We start from the raw sequence: 24535 nt of genomic DNA, 5'->3' as shown, positions 1-24535 counted from the left end.
GTAAAGGTGGTGTTGGGGATGAAAAATTCATTTACACGCTTTTTTGGCTTTGGCGAAAAAGGAGAACAAGAGGTTGCGGTTGGTCTTGAGGAAGAAATAGAAGTAGAAGTAGAAGTAGAAAGAAATGAAGAAATTAAAAAAATACCAATTGACCAAATAGTGCCTAACCGTTTTCAGCCGCGAACAGTATTTGATGAAGATAAGATTGAGGAACTATCACGAACGATTCACATACATGGTATCATTCAACCGATTGTAGTTAGAGAATTTGCAATTGGCAAATATGAGATAATCGCCGGTGAGCGCCGCTGGCGGGCCATGAAAAAATTAGGCTGGACAGAAGTGCCAGCCATCGTAAAAAATTTATCAGATACCGAGACGGCTTCTGTAGCACTGATTGAAAATTTGCAGCGTGAAGAGCTATCGCCGATTGAAGAAGCGATTGCGTACGGAAAACTGCTCGAACTGCACAATCTGACGCAAGAGGCACTAGCACAGCGGCTTGGCAAAGGCCAGTCGACCGTTGCCAACAAATTGCGACTATTAAAATTACCGCAGCCGGTACAGGAAGCCTTGTTAAATAAGATTATTACTGAGCGCCATGCACGTGCTCTGATTCCACTTAAGGACCCAGAGAAACAAGTGGCCCTCATGGCTGAGGTTATTGAAAGGAATCTAAATGTTAAGCAGACCGAAGATCGCGTTGTCAGGATGCTTGAACAAAACAATGAGAAACCAAAGCCAAAACGCAAAGCATTTAGCAAGGATATGAGAATCGCCGTCAATACCATTCGTCAATCACTGACAATGGTAACCGACAGCGGGATTAATCTTGACGCTGAGGAAGAAGAATTTGACGAATTTTACCAATTTACAATTCGGATTCCAAAGAAAAAATAAAATACAATTGGAAGAACCAGACAATCATATTGTTTGGTTCTTATTTTTTTGTAGACCCCACAGGCGCTTCAGCGCCGAGGAGGCTCCCCGAACCGCCCGCGAACCGCTCGCGCCTGTAGCGCAAATCAACATGCCAATTTAAGAGTACCTATTGGAAAAATTAACTCATTGGAATATTTTTAGAAAACAAACAACAACTTATCAATTTCATGTTAAAATATAGGAATCAAATTTTACTTTCTTTCTTTAATAGAGGATAATTTTTAATAGAATATGAGAATAAAATTTTTCAAGATATAAAGGGTAGGTGACATCGTGGGCAAAGTTCTTGCAATCGCGAATCAAAAAGGTGGAGTCGGCAAAACGACTACCTCTGTCAACCTAGGCGCCTGCTTAGCATACATAGGGAAACGTGTCTTATTGGTAGACATTGACCCGCAGGGAAATGCAACAAGCGGGATTGGAATTGAAAAGGCAGAAGTTGAACAGTGTATCTATGATGTTTTAGTAGACGATGTCGAAGTAAAAGACGTTATTAAACCATCATCTGTTGAAAATTTATACGCACTTCCAGCAACAATCCAGCTGGCTGGAGCAGAAATTGAACTCGTACCGACGATTTCCAGAGAGGTCCGTTTAAAACGCGCCCTCGGAGAAGTGAAGAATCAATTTGACTATATTATTATCGATTGTCCGCCATCTTTAGGGTTATTAACCATCAATGCTTTAACGGCTTCCGATGCTGTTTTAATCCCAGTCCAATGTGAATATTATGCGCTCGAAGGCTTAAGTCAGCTCTTGAATACCGTAAGACTGGTGCAAAAGCATTTAAATCAAGATTTAAAAATTGAAGGAGTATTACTAACAATGCTTGATGCAAGGACCAATCTTGGCATTCAAGTCATTGAAGAAGTAAAAAAATACTTCCAGGACAAGGTTTATAAAACAATTATTCCTAGAAATGTGCGTCTAAGTGAAGCTCCAAGTCATGGGGAACCGATCATTACCTATGATGCAAAATCCCGTGGAGCAGAAGTTTATTTAGATTTAGCGAAGGAAGTGGTCTCAAATGGCTAAAGGATTAGGAAAAGGCCTTAATGCATTTTTTGCGGATGTCGGCAAAGAAGAAACAGTCCAAGAAATTAAACTTAAGGAACTGCGGCCGAATCCCTACCAGCCACGTAAAACCTTCCACCAAGAAACAATCGATGAATTAAAAGCGTCGATTTTAGAACATGGAATTTTACAGCCGCTCGTTGTCAGGAAAACGATTAAAGGCTATGAAATTGTTGTAGGTGAACGCCGTTTCCGGGCTGCTAAAGAAGCGAAGCTTGAAACGGTCCCGGCGGTAGTCCGTGAGCTTTCTGAACAGCAAATGATGGAATTGGCCGTCCTAGAAAATCTCCAACGGGAAGATTTAAATCCAATTGAAGAGGGAATTGCTTACCAAACGTTAATGGAAAAGCTGAAGCTGACACAGGAGGAAGTGGCGAAACGCTTAGGCAAAAGCCGGCCGCATATCGCCAACCATATCAGACTGCTCTCCCTTCCACCCCATATTCAAGAGTTGATTTCAATAGGAAAAATATCAATGGGTCACGGCCGTGCCTTATTAGGACTAAGACAAAAAGCTAAGCTTCCTGTTTTAATCGAAAAAATTATCAATGAAGCATTAAACGTCCGCCAGTTAGAAAAATTAATTCAACAATTAAATGAAAATGTTTCACGTGAAACAAAAAAGCCTGAAAAGAAAAAGGATGTTTTCATTCAGGAACGCGAGCATTCATTGCGTGAGCGCTTTGGCACATCAGTGAATATTAAACAAAATAAAAATAAAGGGAAAATTGAAATTGAATTTTTCTCTCAAGAAGACCTAGAACGGATTCTTGAAATGCTTGGCCAGGAAGAATCATTTTAAAACCATCCAAAGGGATGGTTTAATTTTTTATCTTAATATGATAGTTTAGTAATATTAATTATTTCGAAAGGCTAAACAAGGTGAAACATCATGTTTTTACTAGGAACAATAGTTAACGGACTATTAATAGTGATTGGCACTCTTCTCGGTAAGCTATTAAACCGAATTCCAGAGGGAATGAAAGTGACGGTCATGTATGCCATTGGCTTGTCTGTTATGGTTTTAGGATTGCAAATGGGCTTAAAAAGCGAAAATTTCCTGATTGTCATTATTAGTCTAGTAGTTGGTGCGGTAGTCGGTGAACTGTTAAAACTTGAGGATAAATTAAATGATTTGGGCATTTGGCTCGAAAAAAAGGTCGGTTCAAATGGTAAAGGCAGTATATCAGAAGGGTTTGTCACTGCTACCTTAATCTTCGTGATTGGCGCCATGGCAATTATCGGAGCTCTCGACAGCGGTATTCGCGGCGATCATGATGTATTGTATACGAAATCTTTGATTGACGGATTCACTGCATTAATTTTAACGACGACACTTGGGATTGGTGTCATTTTTTCAGCGGTTCCTGTTGTGCTTTATGAAGGTTTGATCGCCTTATTTGCCACACAAATTGACCGTTTTGTCCCTCAAGCCTTAATGGATCAATTTATCGTGGAAATGACAGCAACAGGCGGTATTATGATTTTGGCCATCGGTCTTAATCTTACTGGAATGGTGAAAATTAAGGTCGCGAACCTCCTCCCTGGAATTGTAATCACGGGAATCATTGTCACGATTATTTATTTTTATCACACTTTTTTACAATAAATGGTACAAACTAAAAGAGCACCAACGTGCTCTTTTAGTTTGTTTTCTCTTCATCTAACCATTTTAAATCGTTCCAGCGCTGCTTTGGATACAGGAGACTGGCTTCGTAAATTCCGCTGGCAATCGTTTTCGCCATTTTCATCACCAGATTTAACCGTGTATTTTGTAATACAAAGAACTCCATAAACCCGCTGACATTGACAATACCAGTGATATGGATATCGCCAACAGCAGGAAGTTCCTTGTTTACCCCGGCACCTGGCTTGACTGGGCCATGCCCAAGTTGAATCACGCCGACATTTTTCATCCGCCCTAAACAGGCATCGATCCCAATAATAAACGGATCAACATGCTTAATATGAATTTCCTTTAGCTTTTCTGCTAAATTCACCGCATGGATTGGCTCATCTAATGTCCCATATACATAAAAGGATTTCAGGTTTTTTTCTTCAAGCAATGTTCCGACAAGTGGTCCTAATGAATCTCCGGTGGAGCGGTCAGTCCCAATACAAACAAACACGATCGGGCGGCTAGTCACTTTTGGAATGGTGGCCAGCAATTCCTCCGCTAAATTTTCGGATGCCTGATTATCATCATGAATGATGCGGGTCTTGCCCCTCCTGTCAAAAAAATTCGTTTTAAGATTCATTAATCCCACTCCCTACTCTAAGTCGGCCCTGTCTAGCTCCAGCGCCTAGGGGCTCTTTGGTCTAAGCCAATCCGTCGAGAAGGTTAAAATGCAACCTTCCCGCCGGCTCGTCTTATACTTGTCGCCCCTGATCAAGGCGCTTCCGCTTTTCTAATTAGTATACGGAAAATTCAGTAAATCTATACATGAAGTGGATAGAAAATGAAAAAATCATAATGCTACAATGTAAGGAAGAAAATTGTTAAAATAGAGGTGTTTAGATTAAGGAAGGTGGATTTATGAGTCTAACTGAAAAAGGCATGCAAAAATTGATCTATAAATTCCAAAATGAAGATACGTGGTTAAACCTTGGTGAAGGACTATTAAAAATTATCGCCATTATTGTCATTGCCAATATATTAATCCGCGTTGGGAAATTGGCCATTCACAACATATTTAAAATAAGAAACCTCTCTCCGCTCAGTACATCCGAACGACGCGAAGAGACCCTCTCAAAGCTTTTAGATAATATCCTTTCCTACGTGGTTTATTTTATTGCCTTTATGATGGTTCTTTCCGTTTTAGGAATCGATGTGAAGGCCCTTCTTGCCGGTGCAGGGATTGTCGGCTTGGCTGTAGGGTTTGGCGCCCAAAGTTTGGTTAAAGATGTGATTACAGGATTCTTTATTATTTTTGAAGACCAATTTTCTGTCGGCGACCATGTCCGCATCGGACAGTTTGAGGGAACAGTTCAGACAATTGGCTTGAGGACGACCAAATTAAAAAGCTGGACTGGAGAGGTCCATATTTTGCCAAATGGAAGCATAATGGAAGTTACCAATTTTTCCATTAATAATAGCATTGCAATAATTGATGTCGGAATTGCTTATGAAGAGGATATTGATAAGGCAGAGACAGTCATTAAAGATTCACTTACAAAAATGCCGGAACAATATGAGGAATTAGTAAAAGCTCCAGAATATTTGGGCATACAAAATTTTGGACCGTCAGAAGTAATAATTAGGATTATAGCGGAAACACTGCCAATGAAGCATGCTGCAGTTACGAGGAAAATAAGAAAAGATATCAAACTTGAACTAGATGCCCATGGAATTGAAATTCCATATCCACGTATGGTGATGTTCTCGAAGGATTCAAGTAATGTAAAAGAACCGAGTGTTTAAAGGATGGTGAGTCGGGTGGAGGAAAAAGAATTTGCTTTAAACGATGTGGTTGAAATGAAGAAACAGCACCCATGCGGGACGAATCGCTGGAAGATTATCCGGATGGGGATGGATGTTCGCATTAAATGTGAAGGCTGCGGCCACAGTGTTCTTATTCCAAGGAGAGAGTTTTCAAGAAAAATGAAGAAAATTTTGGTTAAGCATGAAGAATAATTTTCATGCTTCTTTTTTTGCGATGCTGTATTATTCTTATTAGATAAAGTGATTTGGGGGGAGAGCGTGTGGCAAAGATTATACAGTCGGCTTGTCCGTTAAATTGCTGGGATAGCTGCGGTTTAAATGTAACAGTAGAAAATAATAAAGTAATAAAAGTCGACGGCGATCCATCCCATCCGATTACAAAGGGAAAAATTTGCGGCCGCGGCCGTCAGTTGGAAACAAGAACGAACTCGTCAAAACGGTTATTGCACCCTTTAAAAAAGATAAACGGCCAATTCGAACCAATAACCTGGGAGCAAGCCCTCGATGAAATCGCTGTGAAATTAATAGAAATCAAAGAACAGTACGGTACAACAGCGGTTCTTCACAGCCACGATTATGCTAATAACGGGATGTTGAAAAATTTGGATCAGCGCTTCTTTAATGCCTATGGCGGAGTAACGGAACTATATGGCTCGCTATGCTGGGGAGCAGGGATTGAAGCGCAGAAATGGGATTTTGGCAGTGCCTACAGCCATGAACCAGCTGATATTTTTAATAGCAAAAACATCATTGTTTGGGGAAGAAATGTCGCGCGGACGAATATGCATTTCTACGAAAAGCTATTAGAGGCGAAAAAGCGTGGTGCAAACCTTTATGTGATTGACCCCCTTTTTAATGCGACAGCCAAAATTGCCGATCAACATATCACGGTTAAACCTGGAATGGACGGATTGCTGGCCGCTGGAATTATGAAAGAAATACTCCGCTTAGGTTTAGAGGATCAATGCTTTATTGAACAACATACACAAGGCTATAAAGATTTAGAAGGTCTGCTAGGCAGTATTTCCCTTGAAAAAATAAGTGAAATGACAGAGGTTACGGAAGAAACCATTACGCATCTGGCTAAGATTTATGCTGATAAACCAACTTCCACTTATATGGGCTTAGGCTTGCAGCGATATCGAAACGGCGGGAACACTATCCGCTTGATTGATGCCCTTGTTGCCGTCAGCGGGAATATCGGGATTGCCGGAGGCGGTGCCAATTATGCCAACCTACAAGTGGGGCAAAGCTTTGCCTTTGAGGAATTAACTCTTGCCGGCCGCAAACAAAATCATCGGCAATTTTCAATTATGAAGCAGGCGGAAGAAGTGCTCAAGGCGGCAGACCCGGAAATCCAAATGATTATCGTGACATGCGGGAACCCGTTGACTCAGGTGCCTGACACCTATGTGGTTAAAGAGGCTTTTTCTTCAGTCAAGACGCTGGTTGTCATTGAACAATATATGACCGATACGGCACGAATGGCTGATTATGTATTGCCAACGACCACCGTGTTTGAAGAGGAGGATTTTTACTACTCCTCGATGTACCATCATTATGTCAATTATGGTCCTAAGCTTGTCGACCCGCCGGGCGAAGCAAAATCCGATTTATGGATTTGGACGCAATTAGCGGAAAAACTTGGATTTAGTGATGAATTTACTTTTTCCAGAGACCAATTCCTTGAGATGACGCTAAAACCATTGGCACAACACGGGATTACGCTTGCCAAATTAAAAGAAGAGCATACGGTGGAACTGCCAGTGGCCTACATTCCCTGGCAGGACTGGAAATTCGAAACACCAAGCGGCAAATTCGAATTCACCTCTTCGCTTAAAGGGGATGAGGGTCTCTTGAAATTAGCCGTTCCGGATGAATCGAGATGGGCAAATCCTGCTCTGGCGGAAAAATACCCCTATAGCCTGCTGACGATTCACCCGATGCGCTCCAATCATTCGCAAAACTATCATCTTTTTGCATTAAAGCCGCAATTAAAGGTAGAGATTGCTGAAAATATTGCCGCTGATTTGTCATTAAACAATGGTGATTATGTGCGGGTATGGAATGACCGCGGTGAAGTAAAAGGTTTTATTTCCATTTTTGCGAACGCTCACCCGGACACGATTAATATCGACGAAGGGATTTGGCAGGAATTTGGCGGGTCTGTTAATCTGCTGACATCCAACAAAGAATCTGATAATGGACTTGGCAGTACTTTATACGATTGTTTAGTAAATCTTGAAAAAATTAACTAACTGCCGTAATTGAAGCGGCAGTTGTCTTTTTTTAGACATATGCCTATAATTGTGAAAGGCTTGTCTTTTATATTTAGCAACTAATTTTTATTCAAATAGATCTATTTTTCTAGAGGAGTGAACGTGAATGGCTTTAACAGCTGGTATTGTAGGTTTGCCGAACGTTGGTAAATCTACATTGTTTAATGCAATAACTCAAGCAGGAGCGGAATCGGCAAACTACCCTTTCTGTACCATTGATCCGAATGTTGGAATTGTAGAGGTTCCAGATTACCGATTACAAAAATTAACCGAGCTCGTCCAGCCGAAAAAGACGGTACCAACTGCTTTTGAATTTACTGACATCGCTGGGATTGTCAAAGGCGCAAGTAAGGGTGAAGGTCTCGGGAACAAGTTCCTTTCTCACATCCGTCAAGTGGATGCCATTTGCCAAGTAGTCCGCTGCTTTGCAGATGAAAATATTACCCACGTATCGGGGAAAGTGGATCCAATCGACGATATTGAAACAATTAATTTAGAATTAATCTTGGCTGATATGGAATCTGTTGAAAAGCGCATCGGCCGTGTGGAAAAATTGGCCAAGCAAAAGGATAAAGAAGCAGCGGCTGAATTTGAAGTCCTTGCGATGCTTCGTGATGCGTTTGAAGCAGAAAAACCTGCTCGTACCGTTGACTTTACAGAAGAACAAATGAAATTAGTAAAAGGACTGCATTTATTAACAATCAAGCCTGTCCTTTATGTAGCCAACGTGAGCGAAGATGATATTGCCGACCCATCAGAAAATGAATATGTTCAAAAGGTTCGGGAATTTGCCAAAGCTGATAACGCTGAGGTTATCGTAATTTGTGCCAAAATCGAAGAGGAAATTGCTGAACTAGAAGGTGAAGAAAAAGAGATGTTCCTTTCTGAGCTGGGCATTGAAGAATCCGGTCTCGACCAATTAATCCGTGCCGCCTATAGCCTGCTTGGTTTAGCTACTTATTTCACGGCAGGTGTTCAGGAGGTTCGTGCTTGGACCTTTAGAAACGGCATGAAGGCACCACAATGTGCCGGGGTTATTCACTCTGATTTCGAGCGCGGCTTTATCCGTGCTGAGACAGTTTCCTTTGATGATCTATTAGCTGCTGGCAGTCATAATGCGGCGAAGGAAGCTGGGAAAGTACGTCTAGAAGGAAAGGATTATATTGTGAAGGATGGAGACGTTATCCACTTCCGCTTTAATGTTTAGGATAAGTAAAAGCACAATGTTAATCTTGCACTTCTGTTGATTGGAGCGGAAGGTGCGAGACTCCTGCGGCAGTACGGGACAGGAGAGACCCCGCAGGCGCTTTGCGCCGAGGAGGCTCTCCGAACCGCTCGCGGAAAGCGAAGCACCTGGAGCGGAAATCAACAGACAAGGTTAACACCGCACAAAATAGTAGCTCTGCAGCTTATGCAGAGCTTTTATATTGGCAAAAATGTGAAGGTCGTTGCTTTTCTTTTTTTCTTGTGCTATAATTTCAACTTGTGAGTAATGAATAATTGCTCCTTGCCCATTCGGGCCGTTTAGACCAAAAGGAGGTGACTGTGATGAATAAGTACGAAATCATGTACATCATCCGCCCAAATATTGAAGATGAAGCGAAGAAGGCTCTTGTTGAGCGTTTCAACACAATTCTTCTTGATAACGGTGCGGAAACTGCTGAAACAAAGGATTGGGGTAAGCGCCGTCTAGCTTACGAAGTCAACGATTTCCGTGACGGATACTACCAAATCGCTAAAACTACATCTTCAGCTGCTGCAGTACAAGAATTTTCTCGTCTTGCAAAGATCAGCGAAGATATCATTCGCCATATCGTAATTAAAGAAGAAGAATAAGATTTATATATATTTCTTGGTAAACATGTTCCACGTGGAACATCTTTCCAAAAGAAAAGGAGTTGATTCTGATGATGAATCGTGTCGTGCTTGTTGGCCGTTTAACAAAAGATCCTGATTTGCGTTATACACCAAATGGGGTTCCTGTTGCTACCTTTACTTTAGCAGTTAATCGACCATTTTCTAGTCAGGCAGGTGAGCGTGAAGCAGACTTTATTAACTGTGTTGTTTGGCGCAAACCTGCTGAAAATGTGGCGAACTTCTTGAAAAAGGGCAGCCTTGCAGGTGTCGATGGCCGCATTCAAACCCGCAACTATGAAGGACAAGATGGTAAACGTGTATACGTTACAGAGGTTCAAGCAGAAAGTGTTCAATTTCTAGAGCCTAAATCTTCTTCTGGCGGCGGCGCAGGAAGAGGCAACGATTATTACGGTGCTCCTCCAATGGAACCACAAGGTAATCCATATGGCAGCAGCAATCAGAATCAACGTCCTAATCAGAATCAGAATCAAAACCAAAACCGAGGTTTTACCCGCATGGATGAAGATCCGTTTGCAGGAAATGGTCAAATTGACATCTCTGATGACGATCTACCATTTTAAAAAAACCTTTTAAAACGTAACGATATAAAAACGATAAAGGAGGGAATTTTCATGGCAGGAGGACGTAAAGGCGGTCGCGCAAAGCGTCGTAAAGTGTGCTATTTCACAGCAAATGGCATCTCTCGCATCGATTACAAAGATGTGGATTTACTAAAAAAATTCATCTCTGAGCGTGGAAAGATTTTACCACGTCGTGTAACTGGTACAAGCGCTAAATACCAACGTAAACTAACAGTTGCAATCAAACGTGCACGTCAAATGGCATTATTACCATTCGTAGCAGGTGAATAATAAATCGTAAGGCAGCAGGGGCTCTTCCCTTGCTGCCTTTTTTATAAGGTTGAATACAACCAAATATCTAGCTAAAATAAAGAGATGGGTTTCCAGAAAATTTAGGGGTGAAGTAGTGAAAAATGTACGTAAACTAACAGAAGGTGCTATCCTTTTAGCTGCATTTACTGTGCTCTTATTAATAACCATTTATATCCCACTCATTGGTTCCATTATAAATATTGTACTTCCAGCACCGTTTATCATATTTACAGCTAAAAATAATATTAAAAACATCGCAGCCTTTTTTGTAGCCAGTATAATCATTTCGTTTATTGCGGCGTCTTTTATGGGATTAGCCATGATGCTTATTTATGGAACAACTGGTGTGATCATTGGATATATGCTGCAAAAAAATAAAAGCAGGTCTGCAATTTTAATTGCCAGTTCCCTGGCCATGATGGCGGGCATCATTATTTTTTTTGTAGTAACTTCCGCTTTTATGAAAATGGATATCACCCATGAACTGCAGGCGGCTTTAAATCATTCCTTAAAACAGTCAGAAGAAATGCTTAAATCAATGGGAAAGGAAAGTCAAATAGAACAGCTGAAAAAACAAGTTGATATGGTCCTAACACTTTTACCAAGCGTTCTAATTTTGGGGTCCATTGTTGCTTCCTTTATCATTCAGTGGGTTTGTTTTCCTATCGCTAAGAGATTTGGTGTAAATGTTGAGCCATGGGGAAGCTTGAGGAATCTGTCTTTACCAAGAAGTATTCTGTGGTATCTTTTAATAGCTTTAGGAGCAAATTTACTTGTAAGACCGGAAGAGGGCACCTATTTATTTTCAGTTCTAACGAATGCGATTTACATATTGGGGACATTTATGGTTGTCCAAGGGCTCGGATTTTTATTTAATATTTTCCATCAAAAGTCCATTCCTAAAGGGATTCGTGTCTTTGTAGTAATTCTTGCTTTCATGATACCAATTATTCATTATATAATAATGATATTAGGAATAACCGATATAGGATTTGATTTAAGAAAACGTTTTGAAAAAAAAGAGTAAGACTTGCGTTTAGGAGCTGAAATAATGCCTGCATTTTTAGAAAAGCGATCGATCCGTTACCCATTTTACGGGTTAATAGGCGTTACAGTGGTATTGCTTATAATCCTGTCCTTATATAATTGGATATTAAGCCTGGCAGGTCTTTTCTTAATGTTCATCCCGCTCTACTATATGTTCGTCATTGAACGGCAGCAAAGAAAGGAAATGTCCGAGTATATCTCGACCCTTTCCTACCGAGTAAAAAAGGTCGGCGAAGAAGCATTAATGGAAATGCCGATTGGGATTATGCTCATTAATGATGAATATTATATCGAATGGACAAATCCATTTCTTACTTCCTGCTTTGATCAAGACACACTGGTGGGAAGATCACTTTATGATGTGGCTGACACGTTGATTCCACTAATAAAACAGGAAGTAGAAACAGAAATCATTACGCTCCATGAACGGAAATTCCGGGTCATACATAAACGTGAGGAACGGCTTCTCTACTTTTTTGATGTAACCGAGCAAACGGAAATTGAGAAAAAGTATCAGGATGACCGGACCGCTATTGCCACCATCTTTCTAGATAATTATGATGATCTGACTCAAGGCATGGACGACCAAATGCGCGGGAGCATCAATAACTTGGTCACTTCTATTTTAAATAAGTGGGCCCAAGACAATGGGATATTCCTGAAGCGGGTTTCCTCTGAACGCTTTATCGCTGTTTTCAGTGAAAGAATCCTTCATATTTTGGAAAAAGGGAAATTTTCCATTTTGGATGAGGTTAGGGAAATGACTTCAAAACAAAATGTTTCCTTTACCTTAAGCATTGGCGTCGGGACCGGTGTCACGTCCTTGCCTGAATTAGGGACGCTTGCGCAATCAAGCCTCGATTTGGCTCTCGGCAGGGGCGGAGATCAGGTGGCGATTAAACTTCCAAGTGGCAAGGTGAAATTTTTCGGAGGTAAAACAAATCCGATTGAAAAACGGACCAGAGTCAGAGCAAGGGTTATTTCTCACGCCTTAAAGGATTTAATTACAGCAAGCGACAAAGTCATTGTAATGGGTCATAAAAATCCAGATATGGACTCCATCGGGGCCAGCATCGGAATTTATAAAGTGGCGCAAATGAATCAAAAGGATGCCTATATCGTTTTAAATTCAATGGATATAGAAAACGGTGTCGGACGACTTATGAATGAAATCCGCAACCAGGAGCACTTATATTCTCATTTTATCGGGTCAGAAGAAGCGCTTGAAATTGCCACTGATAAAACTTTGTTAGTTGTAGTTGATACTCATAAACCATCGATGGTTTTGGAAGAAAGGCTATTAAACAAAATTGATAATGTTGTTGTCATTGACCATCATCGCCGCGGTGAGGATTTTATTTCGAATCCGCTTCTTGTTTATATGGAGCCCTATGCCTCTTCGACTTCTGAGCTGGTGACAGAATTCCTAGAATACCAGCCCAAGCGCGGGAAAATAGAGATGATTGAAGCGACTGCCCTTTTAGCAGGTATTATTGTCGATACAAAGAGCTTTACGCTCAGAACAGGTTCACGGACATTTGATGCAGCCTCCTACCTGCGGGCACATGGTGCCGATACTATCCTCGTCCAGAAGTTTTTGAAAGAAAATGTTGATACATATATCAAAAGGTCCAAGCTGATTGAATCGGTCTCCTTCTATCATGAAGGGATTGCGATTGCCAAAGGAAATGAACATGATTTATATGATCAGGTCATTATAGCCCAGGCTGCCGATACGTTATTGACGATGGACGGAGTGATGGCGTCGTTTGTCATTTCGAAACGAAACGAAGGTGTGATTGGCATCAGTGCCAGGTCATTAGGTAACATCAATGTCCAAGTTATCATGGAAAGCTTAAAAGGCGGTGGACACCTTACAAATGCGGCGACCCAGTTGTCCGGCTTAACCATTGCGGAAACAGAAGGCAAATTGAAGCTGGCGATAGATGACTACTTTGAAGGAGGAAAAAAGGAATGAAGGTAATTTTTCTAAAGGATGTAAAAGGTAAAGGAAAAAAAGGCGAAGTGAAAAATGTAGCCGACGGCTATGCCCATAACTTTTTAATTAAGCAAGGCCTGGCAGTTGAGGCCAATAATGCAAATATCAGTTCATTAGATGCCCAGAAGAAAAAGCAGGATAAAGAAGCGGCAGAAGAGCTTGCTGAAGCCAAAAACCTTAAAGAAAAAATCGACCAAATTACGGTTGAATTAACCGCTAAAGCTGGCGAAGGCGGCCGTTTGTTTGGTTCGATTACGACAAAGCAAATTGCTGAAGAGCTGCAAAAGAAGCAAGGAATCAAAATTGATAAACGTAAAATGGAATTAAATGATGCCATCCGTACACTTGGTCACACGAAAGTGCCTGTAAAACTTCATCATGAAGTAACAGCGACGTTAACAGTATCGGTGAAAGAAGTAAAATAATAGACTGTAAAAAATTTGCCAGTTTCATTTTAAAATAATCATGATAGAATATAAAAAGTAAGCAATGGGACGTGATCGGTTATAACTGATCACTTTTTTTCTTGATTGGATATCGAATATGATATGATTGATTTGAATTATTCCTCTTCATTAGGAGGTTTTGAATATATATGAGTAATGAATTATTAGCAGACCGCATGCCCCCGCAAAATATTGAAGCTGAACAAGCTGTATTAGGGGCTATTTTTCTTGAGCCGTCTTCTTTAACTATGGCATCTGAAATCCTGATTCCAGAAGATTTTTACCGTGCCGCCCACCAAAAAATCTTTAATGTGATGCTGAATTTAAATGATCAAGGGAAAGCTGTTGACTTGATTACCGTTACCGAGGAATTAGCCGCGTCTAAATTGATTGAGGATATAGGCGGCGTCAGCTATTTGAGCGACCTCTCCGGGGCTGTTCCTACAGCTGCTAATATTGAGTATTATGCTAGAATCGTAGGTGAGAAATCACTATTAAGAAGATTAATTCGTACGGCTACCAATATTGCTCAAGATGGCTATACCCGCGAGGATGAGGTTGATGCCCTTTTAAGTGAAGCGGAAAAAAATATTATGGAAGTAGCAAATCGGAAAAATGCCGGTGCCTTTCATAATATTAAAGATGTACTCGTGCGGACCTATGATAATATCGAAGTTATGCATAACCGTGTCGGTGATATTACCGGCCTTGAAACAGGGTTTGTTGACCTTGACCGAATGACAGCAGGTTTCCAGCGCAATGATTTGATCATTGTTGGCGCCCGTCCTTCCGTGGGTAAAACAGCCTTTGCCTTAAATATTGCCCAAAATGTTGCCAAAAAAACGGGCGAGAATATTGCCATTTTCAGTCTTGAGATGGGCGCTGAGCAGCTAGTCATGCGTCTCCTGTGTGCCGAAGGGAATATTGATGCGCAAAGGCTTCGTACAGGTTCCCTGACAGAGGAAGACTGGGGTAAGCTGACGATGGCAATGGGAAGCTTGTCAAACACGGGGATTTTTATTGATGATACCCCAGGTGTGCGTATCAGTGATATTCGTTCAAAATGCCGCCGCTTAAAGCAGGAGCACGGTATAGGTATGATTTTGATTGACTATTTGCAGCTCATTTTAGGAAGCGGCCGTTCCGGCGAAAACCGTCAGCAGGAAGTATCAGAAATTTCCCGGTCCCTTAAGCAGTTAGCCCGTGAGCTTCAAATACCTGTAATTGCCTTATCTCAGCTTTCCCGTGGTGTCGAGCAGCGTCAGGATAAGCGTCCGATGATGTCTGATATCCGTGAATCCGGGTCGATTGAGCAGGACGCCGATATTGTTGCCTTCCTATATCGTGATGACTATTATGATAAGGAATCCGAGGCAAAGAATATCATTGAAATTATTATTGCGAAACAGCGTAATGGTCCAGTTGGAACCGTGCAGCTGGCGTTTGTCAAAGAATATAATAAGTTCGTCAACATCGAGACGAGGTATGATGCCCCGCCAGGAGCGTAATGAGCTAGCCATATTTTTATGGCTGGCTCTTTTTTTTAATAGATTGATAGGAGAGGGTATCTTAAAGGTGCCGTGTTGCAGCTAGAATCACATTTTAATATTTTACGAACATATTTTAATAGACTGATATAAAATGTTCGTGTTTCGTTTGATTTTTGGTCGCGTAATTGATAAACTATGATGGTGTGATAATAAATTAATGGACGTTAAAAATTTTGGAGGTGCCTTACATGTCATCAGTAGTGGTTGTTGGTACGCAATGGGGAGACGAAGGAAAAGGGAAAATTACGGATTTCCTTTCAGAAAATGCTGAGGTCATTGCACGTTATCAAGGCGGTAATAATGCTGGCCACACGATTAAGTTCAACGGAGAAACCTACAAATTGCACTTGATTCCATCAGGAATTTTTAATAAAGAAAAAATTAGTGTAATCGGAAATGGAATGGTTGTCGATCCGAAAGCTTTGGTTACCGAACTTGCATATTTACATGAAAAAGGAATTTCAACTGAAAATCTGCGCATCAGCAATCGTGCCCATGTTATCCTTCCTTACCATTTAAAATTAGATGAAGTGGAAGAAACGCGTAAAGGTGCTAATAAAATTGGAACAACGAAAAAGGGTATCGGACCTGCATACATGGATAAGGCAGCCCGCGTTGGTATCCGCATTGCTGATTTACTTGACCGTGAAATTTTTGAAGAAAAATTAGTACAAAATCTTGAAGAAAAGAATCGCTTATTTGAACGCATTTACGAAACGGAAGGATTCAAAAAGGAAGATATTCTTGATGAATATTTCGAATATGGCCAGCAGATTGAGAAATATGTTTGCGATACCTCTGTTGTCTTAAATGATGCGCTGGATGAAGGTAAGCGTGTGTTATTTGAAGGTGCTCAGGGTGTTATGCTGGATATCGACCAAGGTACCTATCCATTCGTAACCTCCTCAAACCCAGTGGCTGGAGGCGTAACGATTGGATCTGGTGTGGGTCCTTCTAAAATTACTCATGTTGTCGGCGTTTGTAAAGCCTACACTTCCCGTGTTGGAGATGGGCCATTCCCGACTGAGTTAAATAATGAAATTGGAAATCGCATTCGTGAAGTTGGCCGTGAATATGGTACGACAACAGGACGCCCTCGCCGTGTCGGCTGGTTTGATAGCGTTGTTGTCCGTCATGCGCGCCGTGTCAGCGGTTTAACCGATTTGTCTTTGAATTCTATAGATGTGTTAACTGGCATTGAGACATTAAAAATTTGTACTTCGTATCGTTATAAGGATGAGGTAATTACCGAGTATCCAGCAAATTTAAAGGTTTTATCGCAATGTGAACCGATTTACGAAGAGCTGCCAGGCTGGACGGAAGATATTACTGGTGTTAAATCATTAGATGAACTTCCTGTAAATGCCCGCCACTATGTGGAGCGTGTAACACAGCTGACTGGTATTCCGTTATCGACGTTCTCAGTCGGTCCAGATCGTACTCAAACAAATGTTGTTCGCAGTCCTTGGAGACAGATCTAACTTTGTGTGGAAAGCCCGCTGTTTGGCGGGCTTTTGTTTTTATTTTTGAGAAACAAATATTTTTTTGAAAAAGTATTGCATAATTTATGATATCTTGGTATTATAAAAAGCGTCGTCACAAACGAGACAAATAGTACGAGCCATTAGCTCAGTCGGTAGAGCACGATCGAATAAGCTTCTTGGAAACAGCATCAGGGCACACGCCGAGCTGCTGCTTGCATAAGCATACTGAGGCGGGGGCATCTGACGACGAAATAAAAGATTAGTGAATCATTTAAGTACGAGCCATTAGCTCAGTCGGTAGAGCATCTGACTTTTAATCAGAGGGTCGAAGGTTCGAGTCCTTCATGGCTCACCAAAGTTTTTTGCATTAGCAAAATAACTTTCAATATGTATGGCCCCTTGGTCAAGCGGTTAAGACACCGCCCTTTCACGGCGGTAACACGGGTTCGAATCCCGTAGGGGTCATCGGCATTTGGCGGTCGGCAAAAGGCTGGCAAGGACGGTCTCCTTGCTGACTGCCATTAATATAATTTGGTCTGGTAGTTCAGTTGGTTAGAATGCCTGCCTGTCACGCAGGAGGTCGCGGGTTCGAGTCCCGTCCAGACCGCCACTATTTGCTCAGTAGCTCAGTTGGTAGAGCACGATCGAATAAGCTACTTTGAATATGCATCAGCGTACCCATCGAGCTGCTGCTTGAATAAGCTTTCTGAGATGGGGACGAAGGTCTGACCACTTTCAAAGTTTAGGACACAATATTAATTATGGCTCAGTAGCTCAGTCGGTAGAGCAAAGGACTGAAAATCCTTGTGTCGGCGGTTCGATTCCGTCCTGAGCCATCCCAAAGAGAAGCTTGCAAACGCGCAAGCTTCTTTTTTTACCCTTAAAACACTTCCATTGTAATAATAGTGCAATATTCCCCCCCGTTTTTTACAAATCGCCGTTACTAAGTTCGTCCCGTTGTAAAACAAACGCCATCCTACTATGGTACTATTAAAACCTTTGATTTACTAGGAATTCCTCCCTACTATATTAAAAATTCACAAAAGAAATTCGTGAAAATTGACTATGATATTTCACGTAAATGTCGGAAAATGTCAACTGTTATACATTTTTGTTACATTATTGAGACTATTAATCTATTAACAAAAAATTATGGTAAAGTTAAGAAGGTCTAAAATTCTGGAAAATTCATTACTAGATTAATAGGGTTTTACCGTGATTTAGGAGGAAAAAAATGTTTTTGTTGAATACAATTTCCAAAACAAAAAAGTTAATCATAAAGACAACAATTATTACTACATTAGCAGCCTCTGTCGTGGCTTTAAGCAATGGGCCTATTGCATTAGCGACATCATCTCCACTGACAACCGATTATCATGTATATCTCAATGGTACATACATTGGAAACGTCACCGATAAAGCTGTAGTAGACAGAGTAATCAATGACAAAGTCGACGAATTTAAAAAATCTAATAAAGATCTTAATTTTGGTTCCCAGGTTGAATATATACCAGAACAGGTTTTCAATTCATCTGCCAATGATCTTGAGACCATCCAAAATCTCAAAAACACATTCCAGCTTCAAGCAGAAGCAGCAGCGATTGTCATCGACGGAAAGCCAGCGGTTTACGTTGCGGATAAAAATACTGCCGAAGAAGTCATTAAAGACTTAAAACTGAAATATGTTTCTGAAAATCAACTAGAGGAACTTGAGGCTAGAAAAGAACAGGCGACAAAAACGCTTCCACCATTGAAAGAGAACGAAACCCGTTTATTGGATGTTCGCTTATCTAAGAACGTCACTATTGAAGCTGAAAATATTGAGCCAGATCAAATTTTGTCAGCTAGTGATGCCGTTACTTTTTTACAAAAAGGAACATTACAGGAAAAGAAATACGCGGTTCAAGAAGGCGATGCCCTTGAATCCATTGCTCATAATAACGGCTTAAAGATTCCTGACCTTTTGGCTTTGAATCCTGGTCTAACAGGGGCTTCCCTCTTAAAAATCGGCCAGGAAATTAACGTCACTGTGTTAAAGCCATATGTAGAAGTAGTCGTAGAAAAAGAAGTCAATCAAAAAGAAGTGATTGCCTATGCTGATCAGGTAGTGGAAGACTCCTCTATGCCGAAGGGCGAGACTAAGGAAAAGCAACAAGGGCAAAATGGGTCCCGTACTGTAACTTATAACATTTCAGAACAAAACGGTGTTGCTGTTAAAAAAATGCAAACGAGCGAACAAATACTTCAGCAGCCTGTTAATCATATTGTGATTAAAGGAACCAAAGCCATTCCTTCCCGTGGTGAAGGCAGCTTTGGCTGGCCGACTGTAGGCGGCTATGTTTCCAGCCAAATGGGCTATCGCTGGGGAAAAATGCATAAAGGAATTGATATTGCCAGACCAAGCAACAGAACGATTAAGGCCGCTGACAATGGCGTTGTTGTATCTGCCGGATACGATAATGGGGGCTATGGAAATAAAGTAATAATCGACCATAAAAATGGCTTCCGGACCTTATACGGCCACATGTCATCGATCAATGTAAAAGTAGGCCAAACGGTTTCAAAAGGCACTGCTGTCGGAATTATGGGGGCTACAGGTGATGCAACAGGTGTCCATCTCCATTTTGAAGTATTTAAAAACGGCAGCCTGGTAAACCCGCTTAGCTATTTAAGAAGATAACATGATGAAGTCTCTAGTGCCTGCTAGAGACTTTTCTTTATTTTTTTACAGAGATTTACCTTGCCAATCTTGACAAATGCTACTAATAGGTGAATTTAAGCTGAAACAATGGTAAAGTAAAATAGAATAGGTATGACTACTAGTGATTTTTTTATATTGAATAGATTACATTTTGAAAAGGAGAAATGGTATGGAAAAGAAAATTCTCGTTGTTGATGACGAAAAGCCAATTGCAGATATTTTGCAGTTTAATCTCAAAAAAGAAGGTTATGTTGTCTATTGCGCCTATGATGGAAATGAAGCACTCCAATTAGTAGAAGAAATTCAGCCAGACTTAATTCTCTTAGATATTATGCTGCCGCTTCGGGATGGCATGGAAGTCTGCCGTGAGGTCCGCAAAAAATATGAAATGCCAATCATTATGCTGACAGCTAAGGATTCCGAAATTGATAAAGTTCTTGGACTTGAGCTTGGTGCGGACGATTATGTAACAAAGCCATTTAGCACAAGGGAATTAATTGCCCGTGTGAAAGCGAATTTACGCCGTCATCAGCAAATCCTGGCTCAGCCGGATGCTGAAGCGGAAACGAACGAAATTGAAATTGGCTCTCTTGTGATTCATCCTGATGCCTATGTGGTATCAAAGCGCGGAGAAACCATTGAACTAACCCATCGGGAGTTTGAGCTTCTTTACTATCTGGCGAAGCATATTGGCCAGGTTATGACGAGGGAACATTTATTGCAAACCGTGTGGGGTTACGATTATTACGGGGATGTCCGGACTGTCGATGTAACCGTAAGACGTCTGCGCGAAAAAATTGAGGATAGCCCAAGCCACCCAACATGGATTGTTACGCGCCGCGGTGTTGGCTACTATTTGCGTAATCCTGAGCAGGAGTAAGACATTGATGAGAAAGGTTGGATTCTTTCGCTCCATACACGTAAAATTTGTCATCATCTATGTCCTCCTTATATTAGTTGCGATGCAAATTATCGGTGTCTATTTTGTTAGGCAGCTGGAAGAAACTTTAAGAACAAACTTCCAAACTTCCTTAAAAGAACGTGTTAATTTGCTTGGCTATAATATTGTTCAGGAAATGGAAAAGGAAAGAACTCCTGAAGATCCGAGCCTCGAGGATGATATTAAAAAGACGTTAAAGGATTTTGTGACCGGTGATATTTTGGAGGTTCAGGTGATTGAAAACGGCTCATATAAAATCATTGGTGCCTCTCCCTCCAGCAGTCAGGGTGTGGTCGGCCAAAGGACAACAGAGCTCCGGGTAAAACAATCGATGACCTTGGAAGAGGAACAAAGTGCCATCAAAATTGACCAGAAAAACGGCTATCGGATTTGGGTCCTCTCCACCCCAATTAAGTCGGGCAAAAAAGTGATCGGCGCCATTTATCTTGTTGCTAAAATTGAAAATGTGTTTGAACAAATGAAAACCATCAATGGCATTTTTGCAACCGGGACAGCCATTGCTTTATCGATTACGGCTGTTTTGGGCATATTACTCGCCCAAACCATCACCAGGCCGATTGCTGATATGAAGAAGCAGGCGTTGGCGATGGCGAAGGGGAATTTTTCGCGGAAGGTAAAAGTGTATGGCTATGATGAAATTGGTACACTCGCGATCACCTTTAACAATTTAACGAAAAAGCTCCAAGAGGCCCAGGCCATGACAGAAGGAGAACGAAGAAAATTATCCTCCGTCTTGTCGTATATGACAGATGGAGTTATTGCCACAGACCGTAAAGGCCGGGTTATTTTAATCAATGACCCCGCCGCGGAGATGTTGAATGTTTCACGTGAAACAGTTTTGTCCCAACCAATTGTGGAGTTGTTAGATTTAGATGATGCGAATACCTTTGAGGACCTATTAGAAGAAAAGGATTCCTTAATACTGGACTACAGCACAAAGAAAAAACGCTATATTCTACGCGCTAATTTTTCAGTGATTCAAAAAGAAACCGGTTTTGTAAATGGACTTATTGCCGTTCTTCATGATATCACGGAGCAGGAAAAAATTGATGCTGAACGTCGAGAATTTGTTGCCAATGTTTCACATGAGCTCAGGACTCCATTGACAACGATGAGGAGTTATTTGGAGGCACTGGCAGATGGTGCATGGCAGGATGAAGAAATTGCTCCTAATTTCTTAGAGGTAACACGGACGGAGACGGAAAGAATGATCCGTCTTGTCAATGACCTCCTTCAACTATCTAAAATGGATAGTACCGATTACAAGCTGACTATGGAATGGGTTAATTTTGTCGATTTCTATGACCGCATAATTGATCGGTTTGAAATGTCGAAGGAGCAAAACGTCACCTTTAAACGAAAGCTGCCAGACGAGGCTATCTTTGTTGAGGTCGATGAAGATAAGATGACGCAAGTGTTGTACAATATCATTTCCAATGCTTTGAAGTATTCGCCTGAAGGCGGCCTGGTAACCTTCTCGATTGAAGAAGAGGAAAATCGAATCATTGTTAGTGTATCGGACCAAGGAGTGGGAATACCAAAAGAGAATATTGGAAAGATATTTGACCGTTTCTATCGTGTTGATAAAGCGAGAACCCGGAAATTGGGCGGTACGGGTCTTGGGCTGGCCATTGCACAAGAAATGGTGAATGCCCATGGCGGGTCTATTTGGGCAAGAAGTCAGGAAGGAAAAGGAACGGTTATTTCTTTTTCACTGCCGTATGAGCGTTCTGAAGAGGATGAATGGTCATGAGATACGAGAATATTAAATCAGTGATTTTAACGATATTGGTTTTGGTTAGTATTTTGTTAACATGGAATCTTTGGACCTATCAGCCTTATTACGAAAAAATGGAAAATAGTAAACCTGTTGCCGAAGTAACCGTTCGTGAAAAAAAAGAGGTCCAAAAAATTGTCAGGCCTGATCAGATTCTTTTCCATATAAAAGGGCAGCATTATGGAATGAGTAACACAGCTGAAATTGACAAAGTGGTAAAGGAATTAGGTCAGTGGACCTTTTTTGATGTGAAAAATGTAACGGAGAAAATCGAAAATATTGAGGAACTAAGCCATAATAGCGGCAACACTGAGATCCAGTTTCCAGGGGAAGTGCCGATTGAGTTATATCGCACTGTCTTGAACATTGAGGGGAAAAAGATACCTGCTTTCAATTTTAATCGAATTATTATTAATGTTGAGGGTTCTGATAAGGATAATGGTATTGTTTATTTTGTTTCAACTGAAAATCAGCAGGTTTATATCAGCCACATTTCCTCTAACAATTTAAACGAGTTTAATCAAAGCTTTTATAAAAATGCGGCGAGCCTGCCACGTTACTTTGGGTATAAGGCATCTGAAAAACGGACGCTTTTCCTGCCCGAAGGGGATCGGGAAATGATGAGGTATAAATATTTACCAAAAGACCTTAATTCCGATGAGTTTAAAGAAGCGCTTTTCAGCAATCCAAGTTTCGTCCAAAAAAGCCCGCTGCCTGCAGGGGAAGAATACACCGATGATTCTAGCAAAATGACTGTGAATTTTGATAGCAATATCCTCCTCTATGTCAATCCAACGGCAGAGGAACGATATATTGCCAGTTCATATGATTTAGTAAAACGGAGTATTGATTTTGTTAATGAACACGGCGGATGGACAGACCCTTACCGTTTCGTTTCCAAAAGTGAATATAACCGCTCGGTTACCTTCAGAATGTACAGCAGTGATGGCTATCCTGTTTTTAATGAAAGAGGACTGTCGGAAATTACAGAGGTTTGGGGCCGGGATGAAATCAACAAATATATTCGTCCAAACATTGCTTTAGAACTTCCATTAACAACTGAAATCCAAAAGGTTATCCGTCCCTCCGGCCATGATGCCCTGAAGTTTTTACAAAACAAGAAGAACTTTAAGCCAGAGCTCCTGGAAGAAATGGTTTTAGGCTATCGGATGGAAAGGGATTCGGAAGAAAATATGCTAATCCTTTTAGAACCAGCCTGGTTTTATCGCTATGATAATACGTGGGAAGAAATCACGATGGATGACCTGGGAGGACTGAAGCATGGATTGGAGTAAAATAAAAACGATATTTATTTTAACGTTCCTGATACTGGATGTGTATCTCCTATTTCAATTCATGAAGATCCGGGATGCCAATAAATATGAGGTTTTAACGGAGGCCTCGGTTGAAGAGAAATTGAAAGTAGATGAGATCAAATATGTGGAACTGCCGAAGACCCCGATAAAGGCTCAATATCTTAGCGCTAAGCCGAAAACCTTTACCAAAGGGGATATTGACAAACTAAAGGGTCAATCGGCTTCTCTTAAAGGGCCGGGGATGACACTGCAGTCGACGCTGGTGAAGCCCTTGCAGCTAAGTTCTAAGTTTGAACCAGCAGAGCTTTCTTCTTTTTTAAACGAAAATGTCCTGTACGGTGATCATTATCAATTTTGGGAGAAAGATGATAAAAAAAATACAATCACCTATTTTCAGCGAAGTGACAATATGCCTTTGTATAACAATATCAACGGGATGATCACCTTCAATTATAATTCCGATAATCAAATTGTTTCCTATCAGCAAACCTATCTCGAAGGAATTGAAAAGCTGGCGGATAAAGAAGAGATACTCCGTCCGTTAAGGGCGATTGAAACGCTTCATCAAAAGGGAGACTTGAAACCGAAGAGTAAAATTACGAAGATCGAGCTCGGCTATTCAACTCTCGTTCCGCTTTCGGCCTCCCAATTATTAGCGCCAACCTGGCGCTTTGTGGTCGATAATAAGGAGAGTTTGTTCGTAAATGCCTTTGAAGGTGAGATCATTGATTTTAACAGCGACGAAAAAATAAGTGTGGAGTGAAATT

General features: G+C 41.1%; 22 protein-coding genes and 4 tRNA genes. 25 read left to right on the top strand and 1 reads right to left on the bottom strand.

Features of this window, described 5'->3' with window-relative positions:
• The first annotated feature begins 18 nt into the window (after window positions 1–18).
• The 4 genes from noc to ACIFOT_RS09145 all read left to right on the top strand — a co-directional run bounded on the left by noc (window position 19) and on the right by ACIFOT_RS09145 (window position 3625).
• Complete coding sequence (gene noc / locus ACIFOT_RS09160; protein WP_430064008.1) at window positions 19–900, top strand: nucleoid occlusion protein; 882 nt, start codon at window positions 19–21, stop codon at window positions 898–900.
• Window positions 901–1215: 315 nt separating this feature from the next.
• Window positions 1216–1977 carry a ParA family protein gene (locus ACIFOT_RS09155; protein ID WP_430064007.1) on the top strand — a complete coding sequence of 254 codons (762 nt, stop codon included), beginning with the start codon at window positions 1216–1218 and terminating at the stop codon, window positions 1975–1977.
• On the top strand, window positions 1970–2818 hold the full coding sequence (locus ACIFOT_RS09150) for a ParB/RepB/Spo0J family partition protein (protein ID WP_430064006.1): 849 nt from the start codon (window positions 1970–1972) through the stop codon (window positions 2816–2818). The genes ACIFOT_RS09155 and ACIFOT_RS09150 overlap by 8 nt, the downstream gene beginning before the upstream one ends.
• 90 nt (window positions 2819–2908) lie before the next feature.
• Entirely contained in the window at window positions 2909–3625 is a 717-nt protein-coding gene (locus ACIFOT_RS09145; protein WP_430064005.1) for a DUF554 domain-containing protein, read from the top strand.
• 34 nt (window positions 3626–3659) lie between these two features.
• Here the strand turns inward: ACIFOT_RS09145 and yyaC are convergent, their stop codons facing one another.
• Complete coding sequence (gene yyaC / locus ACIFOT_RS09140; protein ID WP_430064004.1) at window positions 3660–4274, bottom strand: spore protease YyaC; 615 nt, start codon at window positions 4272–4274, stop codon at window positions 3660–3662.
• A gap of 278 nt (window positions 4275–4552) precedes the next feature.
• Here yyaC and ACIFOT_RS09135 point away from each other — a divergent pair, with 278 nt between their 5' ends.
• From ACIFOT_RS09135 to ACIFOT_RS09035, 21 genes are all read left to right on the top strand, one after another.
• Window positions 4553–5437, top strand: a complete 885-nt coding sequence (locus ACIFOT_RS09135; RefSeq protein WP_430064003.1) for a mechanosensitive ion channel family protein — start codon at window positions 4553–4555, stop codon at window positions 5435–5437.
• Window positions 5438–5452: 15 nt separating this feature from the next.
• Window positions 5453–5650, top strand: coding sequence for a DUF951 domain-containing protein (locus tag ACIFOT_RS09130; RefSeq protein WP_223595370.1), 198 nt, complete (start codon window positions 5453–5455; stop codon window positions 5648–5650).
• A 68-nt stretch (window positions 5651–5718) separates the two neighbouring features.
• A complete protein-coding gene (locus tag ACIFOT_RS09125) occupies window positions 5719–7716 on the top strand; it encodes a molybdopterin-dependent oxidoreductase (RefSeq protein WP_430064002.1) in 1998 nt (665 codons plus the stop codon).
• 127 nt (window positions 7717–7843) lie between these two features.
• Window positions 7844–8944: a redox-regulated ATPase YchF gene (gene ychF / locus ACIFOT_RS09120; RefSeq protein WP_430064001.1), complete on the top strand. Its 1101-nt coding sequence runs from the start codon at window positions 7844–7846 to the stop codon at window positions 8942–8944.
• A gap of 341 nt (window positions 8945–9285) precedes the next feature.
• A complete protein-coding gene (gene rpsF / locus ACIFOT_RS09115) occupies window positions 9286–9573 on the top strand; it encodes a 30S ribosomal protein S6 (RefSeq protein ID WP_430064000.1) in 288 nt (95 codons plus the stop codon).
• Window positions 9574–9644: 71 nt separating this feature from the next.
• Window positions 9645–10175 carry a single-stranded DNA-binding protein gene (gene ssb / locus ACIFOT_RS09110; protein WP_430063999.1) on the top strand — a complete coding sequence of 177 codons (531 nt, stop codon included), beginning with the start codon at window positions 9645–9647 and terminating at the stop codon, window positions 10173–10175.
• 51 nt (window positions 10176–10226) lie between these two features.
• Window positions 10227–10466 (top strand): 30S ribosomal protein S18, encoded by a 240-nt coding sequence (rpsR, locus tag ACIFOT_RS09105; protein WP_024030263.1) that lies wholly within the window; start codon window positions 10227–10229, stop codon window positions 10464–10466.
• A 115-nt stretch (window positions 10467–10581) separates the two neighbouring features.
• Window positions 10582–11514: a YybS family protein gene (locus tag ACIFOT_RS09100; RefSeq protein ID WP_430063998.1), complete on the top strand. Its 933-nt coding sequence runs from the start codon at window positions 10582–10584 to the stop codon at window positions 11512–11514.
• Window positions 11515–11538: 24 nt separating this feature from the next.
• Entirely contained in the window at window positions 11539–13512 is a 1974-nt protein-coding gene (locus tag ACIFOT_RS09095) for a DHH family phosphoesterase (RefSeq protein WP_430063997.1), read from the top strand.
• Window positions 13509–13958 (top strand): 50S ribosomal protein L9, encoded by a 450-nt coding sequence (rplI, locus tag ACIFOT_RS09090; protein ID WP_430063996.1) that lies wholly within the window; start codon window positions 13509–13511, stop codon window positions 13956–13958. Before ACIFOT_RS09095 ends, rplI begins: the two co-directional genes overlap by 4 nt.
• A gap of 170 nt (window positions 13959–14128) precedes the next feature.
• Window positions 14129–15487 (top strand): replicative DNA helicase, encoded by a 1359-nt coding sequence (gene dnaB, locus ACIFOT_RS09085; protein WP_430063995.1) that lies wholly within the window; start codon window positions 14129–14131, stop codon window positions 15485–15487.
• A gap of 230 nt (window positions 15488–15717) precedes the next feature.
• On the top strand, window positions 15718–17010 hold the full coding sequence (locus ACIFOT_RS09080; RefSeq protein ID WP_335714373.1) for an adenylosuccinate synthase: 1293 nt from the start codon (window positions 15718–15720) through the stop codon (window positions 17008–17010).
• Window positions 17011–17292: 282 nt separating this feature from the next.
• Window positions 17293–17368: transfer RNA gene (locus tag ACIFOT_RS09075), tRNA-Lys, on the top strand.
• Window positions 17369–17406: 38 nt separating this feature from the next.
• Window positions 17407–17478, top strand: a tRNA-Glu gene (locus ACIFOT_RS09070).
• Window positions 17479–17546: 68 nt separating this feature from the next.
• A tRNA-Asp gene (locus ACIFOT_RS09065) sits at window positions 17547–17623 on the top strand.
• 153 nt (window positions 17624–17776) lie between these two features.
• A tRNA-Phe gene (locus ACIFOT_RS09060) sits at window positions 17777–17849 on the top strand.
• Between the two features lie 398 nt (window positions 17850–18247).
• Window positions 18248–19693, top strand: a complete 1446-nt coding sequence (locus ACIFOT_RS09055; protein ID WP_430063994.1) for a peptidoglycan DD-metalloendopeptidase family protein — start codon at window positions 18248–18250, stop codon at window positions 19691–19693.
• Between the two features lie 190 nt (window positions 19694–19883).
• Window positions 19884–20594 carry a response regulator YycF gene (yycF, locus tag ACIFOT_RS09050; protein ID WP_430063993.1) on the top strand — a complete coding sequence of 237 codons (711 nt, stop codon included), beginning with the start codon at window positions 19884–19886 and terminating at the stop codon, window positions 20592–20594.
• Window positions 20595–20601: 7 nt separating this feature from the next.
• The gene (walK, locus tag ACIFOT_RS09045; RefSeq protein WP_430063992.1) at window positions 20602–22428 is read left to right on the top strand and encodes a cell wall metabolism sensor histidine kinase WalK; all 1827 of its coding nucleotides are present in this window, start codon (window positions 20602–20604) and stop codon (window positions 22426–22428) included.
• Complete coding sequence (locus ACIFOT_RS09040; RefSeq protein WP_430063991.1) at window positions 22425–23747, top strand: YycH family regulatory protein; 1323 nt, start codon at window positions 22425–22427, stop codon at window positions 23745–23747. The genes walK and ACIFOT_RS09040 overlap by 4 nt, the downstream gene beginning before the upstream one ends.
• On the top strand, window positions 23734–24531 hold the full coding sequence (locus ACIFOT_RS09035) for a two-component system regulatory protein YycI (RefSeq protein WP_430063990.1): 798 nt from the start codon (window positions 23734–23736) through the stop codon (window positions 24529–24531). The genes ACIFOT_RS09040 and ACIFOT_RS09035 overlap by 14 nt, the downstream gene beginning before the upstream one ends.
• Window positions 24532–24535 lie beyond the last annotated feature (4 nt).

The organism is Neobacillus sp. NRS-1170 (assembly GCF_050468025.1).
The sequence above is the reverse complement of the archived record's forward strand: the minus strand, read 5'-3'. Positions and strand labels throughout refer to the sequence as shown.

Bases quoted from the DNA above. Each gene is read 5' to 3' on its own strand.
- yycF (WP_430063993.1), top strand. From the start codon at position 19,884: ATGGAAAAGAAAATTCTCGTTGTTGATGACGAAAAGCCAATTGCAGAT.
- ychF (WP_430064001.1), top strand. From the start codon at position 7,844: ATGGCTTTAACAGCTGGTATTGTAGGTTTGCCGAACGTTGGTAAATCT.
- rpsR (WP_024030263.1), top strand. From the start codon at position 10,227: ATGGCAGGAGGACGTAAAGGCGGTCGCGCAAAGCGTCGTAAAGTGTGC.
- ACIFOT_RS09035 (WP_430063990.1), top strand. From the start codon at position 23,734: ATGGATTGGAGTAAAATAAAAACGATATTTATTTTAACGTTCCTGATA.
- rpsF (WP_430064000.1), top strand. From the start codon at position 9,286: ATGAATAAGTACGAAATCATGTACATCATCCGCCCAAATATTGAAGAT.
- ssb (WP_430063999.1), top strand. From the start codon at position 9,645: ATGATGAATCGTGTCGTGCTTGTTGGCCGTTTAACAAAAGATCCTGAT.
- ACIFOT_RS09080 (WP_335714373.1), top strand. From the start codon at position 15,718: ATGTCATCAGTAGTGGTTGTTGGTACGCAATGGGGAGACGAAGGAAAA.
- noc (WP_430064008.1), top strand. From the start codon at position 19: ATGAAAAATTCATTTACACGCTTTTTTGGCTTTGGCGAAAAAGGAGAA.
- ACIFOT_RS09145 (WP_430064005.1), top strand. From the start codon at position 2,909: ATGTTTTTACTAGGAACAATAGTTAACGGACTATTAATAGTGATTGGC.
- yyaC (WP_430064004.1), bottom strand. From the start codon at position 4,274: ATGAATCTTAAAACGAATTTTTTTGACAGGAGGGGCAAGACCCGCATC.
- ACIFOT_RS09135 (WP_430064003.1), top strand. From the start codon at position 4,553: ATGAGTCTAACTGAAAAAGGCATGCAAAAATTGATCTATAAATTCCAA.
- ACIFOT_RS09150 (WP_430064006.1), top strand. From the start codon at position 1,970: ATGGCTAAAGGATTAGGAAAAGGCCTTAATGCATTTTTTGCGGATGTC.
- ACIFOT_RS09095 (WP_430063997.1), top strand. From the start codon at position 11,539: ATGCCTGCATTTTTAGAAAAGCGATCGATCCGTTACCCATTTTACGGG.
- rplI (WP_430063996.1), top strand. From the start codon at position 13,509: ATGAAGGTAATTTTTCTAAAGGATGTAAAAGGTAAAGGAAAAAAAGGC.
- ACIFOT_RS09055 (WP_430063994.1), top strand. From the start codon at position 18,248: ATGTTTTTGTTGAATACAATTTCCAAAACAAAAAAGTTAATCATAAAG.
- dnaB (WP_430063995.1), top strand. From the start codon at position 14,129: ATGAGTAATGAATTATTAGCAGACCGCATGCCCCCGCAAAATATTGAA.
- walK (WP_430063992.1), top strand. From the start codon at position 20,602: ATGAGAAAGGTTGGATTCTTTCGCTCCATACACGTAAAATTTGTCATC.
- ACIFOT_RS09040 (WP_430063991.1), top strand. From the start codon at position 22,425: ATGAGATACGAGAATATTAAATCAGTGATTTTAACGATATTGGTTTTG.